At 31.6% G+C, this 2,803-nt stretch carries 4 protein-coding genes and 1 pseudogene; 2 read left to right on the forward strand and 3 right to left on the reverse strand.

Translation table 11 applies throughout. From position 1 onward, the window contains the following. The 3 genes and pseudogenes from ACIQ0D_RS12535 to ACIQ0D_RS12545 form a co-directional block, all read right to left on the reverse strand. Positions 1-273: pseudogene (locus ACIQ0D_RS12535) on the reverse strand (ABC transporter ATP-binding protein); the annotation flags it as partial. A gap of 210 nt (positions 274-483) precedes the next feature. Further along, a complete protein-coding gene (locus ACIQ0D_RS12540) occupies positions 484-771 on the reverse strand; it encodes a putative quinol monooxygenase (protein ID WP_395806127.1) in 288 nt (95 codons plus the stop codon). Beyond that, positions 768-1,547, reverse strand: a complete 780-nt coding sequence (locus ACIQ0D_RS12545; protein WP_395806129.1) for an S-adenosyl-l-methionine hydroxide adenosyltransferase family protein — start codon at positions 1,545-1,547, stop codon at positions 768-770. The genes ACIQ0D_RS12540 and ACIQ0D_RS12545 overlap by 4 nt, the downstream gene beginning before the upstream one ends. 102 nt (positions 1,548-1,649) lie before the next feature. On the opposite strand from ACIQ0D_RS12545, the gene ACIQ0D_RS12550 reads away from it, so the two are divergent. Next, positions 1,650-2,606 carry a PhoH family protein gene (locus tag ACIQ0D_RS12550; RefSeq protein ID WP_395806131.1) on the forward strand — a complete coding sequence of 319 codons (957 nt, stop codon included), beginning with the start codon at positions 1,650-1,652 and terminating at the stop codon, positions 2,604-2,606. A 61-nt stretch (positions 2,607-2,667) separates the two neighbouring features. Continuing rightward, on the forward strand, positions 2,668-2,803 hold a 136-nt coding region (locus ACIQ0D_RS12555; protein WP_395806133.1), incomplete at its 3' end, for a phosphoribosylaminoimidazolesuccinocarboxamide synthase.

Genomic DNA, 2,803 nt, shown 5'->3' on the forward strand with positions numbered 1-2,803 from the left:
AGTAGGAAAAACATCAAGTATCTCATTGGGTACCATTTTACCACCTTGAGCTGTTTGCGCTCCCGAGCCTATTAATCGACCCATCAATAATGGGAATAAAAACGAACTAGCGCTTGAGAAAATTAGACAAGCTAATCCTAAAAAAAACTTTGTTCTATATGGTTTTAGATAAAGCAATAACCTCATTACTTGCTTTAAACTTTCCTTATTAATTTTAGCTTTAGGAAGTTCTTCCGCTTGAGCGTTACCACTATTTAATCGAGCACGTGCCATGTTTATTTTAAAGGATTTATTATACCAAATTTGGCTTGTCAAAAATAACTATATTTAGATATTCTTCGCCTTTTTGATACTAGCTTTTGATAAATTTTTACTTTAATAGGTTAAAAGCCAAACATTAATTTAAGGAATTGAATTTTATATACTTGTTATTTAATTCACAACAAGCTTATTGTCTGGCAATTAAGACAAATTTTTGTTTTTTTAATCCATTGGAGATAAACTCCATGCTTGAGCCTTTATAGCGAATAAGGGTTTTACCTTAGACCATGTATTTTTAAAGAGGTAAGAATTTCTATAGGATTCTAAATCATCTTCGCTATTCCAATGACTAATAGTAAAAAAAGTACATTCATCATTAAGATCTTTCATTAGATCTAAACGTACACAACCATCAAATGCTTTGATTAATCTTTGGGATTCATTAAAGATTTCTTTGAAATTTTCAAGTTTTTCTGGCTTGAAAGTCATTTTTACAATTCTAGTAATCATGACTTAAATTCAATTCTAACTATGTCTCCTAAATGGAGTCCGAGGAGACCACTAGCATTGCCTTTGTTAATAGCAATTTCTAAGTGGTTGCTAATACCAAATAAGCAAAGTTTTTCACCTTCTGGCACTTCATTATAATGCCAGCTTAATTGGGAAATAGATTCATTACGCTTAAAAAACAAAGTAAAATCACGGTTTTGTTGTACATTAGTGAATAGTTCCTTGGTAATATTTGTAATAATATTTTGAAATGAATCTATATAAATTACACTTCCACGAATAATATCTGGTTCAATTACGGGCTGAATAGTCATTTTTTCTTCAATCCCAGAAACTGCTATACCTATTTCAGAAAGTTTACCACCTTTTGCTAAATGACTTACAGCTTTCGGGAAAATATCTGATAAAGGAAAATGTAGATATTTTAAATCTTGCATTATATTTAATTCTACAATCTCCGTTGGTTCTTCTTCAAACAACAGTGAAAATATTCCATTATCAGATCCAACAAAATAATGCCCACGGTACTTTATTGCTAAATAGCGCGTTTTCTCATTAAAGACAGAATCTATTCCAATTAAGTGAACAGTCCCTTTTGGAAAATAATAAAATGCATTTTTTAAGATAAAAGCAGCTTGCGGGATATTAAAGGCAGATACTTCGTGACTAATATCCACAATGTTGGCAGTAACAAGTTGACTCAAGATACTTCCTTTGAGTGCAGCTTGATAAAAATCTTTATGTCCGAGATCGGTCGTTAAAGTAATTATTGCCATTTAAAATGTGAATATTTATTGTTATTCTTGCTTAAGATAAGATTTGTAAAAATATTCAAATTAATTCTAATTAAATACCTCTCAAATAAAAATAAGCAAAACTTGAACGAACTTATTATAACAGTCGAAAATGTGAACCCAGTCATTATTTGGGGGTCTAACAATGAGTATTTTGAAATTATTAAAAAGAGTTTCCCGAAAATTAAAATTGTTGCCCGAGGAAACGATGTAAAAGTCTTAGGAGATGAGATTGAAATCAATAATTTTAATATAAAATTTGATGAGATTTTAAAACATATCGATCAGTTTCAATCTCTTAATATAAATGATCTGGAGAAAATTCTAGGTACGAATATTTCAATAAGTTCGGAGAGCGAAATATCGGCATCGAAGGGTGGGGGCGAACCTATTGTTTTTGGTCCCAATGGTTTGGTAATTAAAGCAAGGACCGCAAATCAACGTAAAATGGTGGATAGCATTAGTAAAAATGACATCATTTTTGCTATCGGTCCGGCTGGTACCGGAAAAACATATACAGCAGTCGCATTGGCCGTTAGAGCTTTAAAAAACAAGGAAATAAAACGTATTATCTTAACTAGACCCGCAGTAGAGGCAGGTGAGAATCTTGGTTTTTTACCGGGCGATTTAAAAGAAAAAATTGATCCATATCTACGTCCTTTGTATGATGCTTTAGATGATATGATTCCTGCCGAAAAACTTAAAATTTTTCTAGAAAATAGGACAATTGAAATTGCTCCTTTAGCATTTATGCGAGGTAGAACACTCGATAATTGTTTCGTAATTTTAGATGAAGCACAAAATGCAACTGATCTTCAGCTTAAAATGTTTTTAACGAGAATGGGTCCAACAGCCAAATTTATAGTAACAGGTGATGTAACTCAAATTGATTTACCAAGAAAACAACAATCAGGATTAAATACTGCACTTCGAATATTAGGTGAAATTAAAGGCATTGATATTATTTATTTAACTGGTGATGATGTTGTTCGACATAAATTAGTTAAGAATATTCTCAAAGCATATGGAGATATACAATAATTAATTTCGGGCTTAATATTATTTTTCGGATTTTTACAGTTCAATTCAATAGGCTATTTAAATGAGCGCGATTAAAGAAACACATTTCAATTTACCGGGACAAACACAATTCTATAAAGGGAAAGTCCGCGATGTTTACACCATTGGAAATAAATTCCTTGTCATGGTGGTTACCGACAGAATTTCTGCATTCGATG

It is taken from the genome of Daejeonella sp. (assembly GCF_044342615.1).
Classification (GTDB): domain Bacteria; phylum Bacteroidota; class Bacteroidia; order Sphingobacteriales; family Sphingobacteriaceae; genus Daejeonella.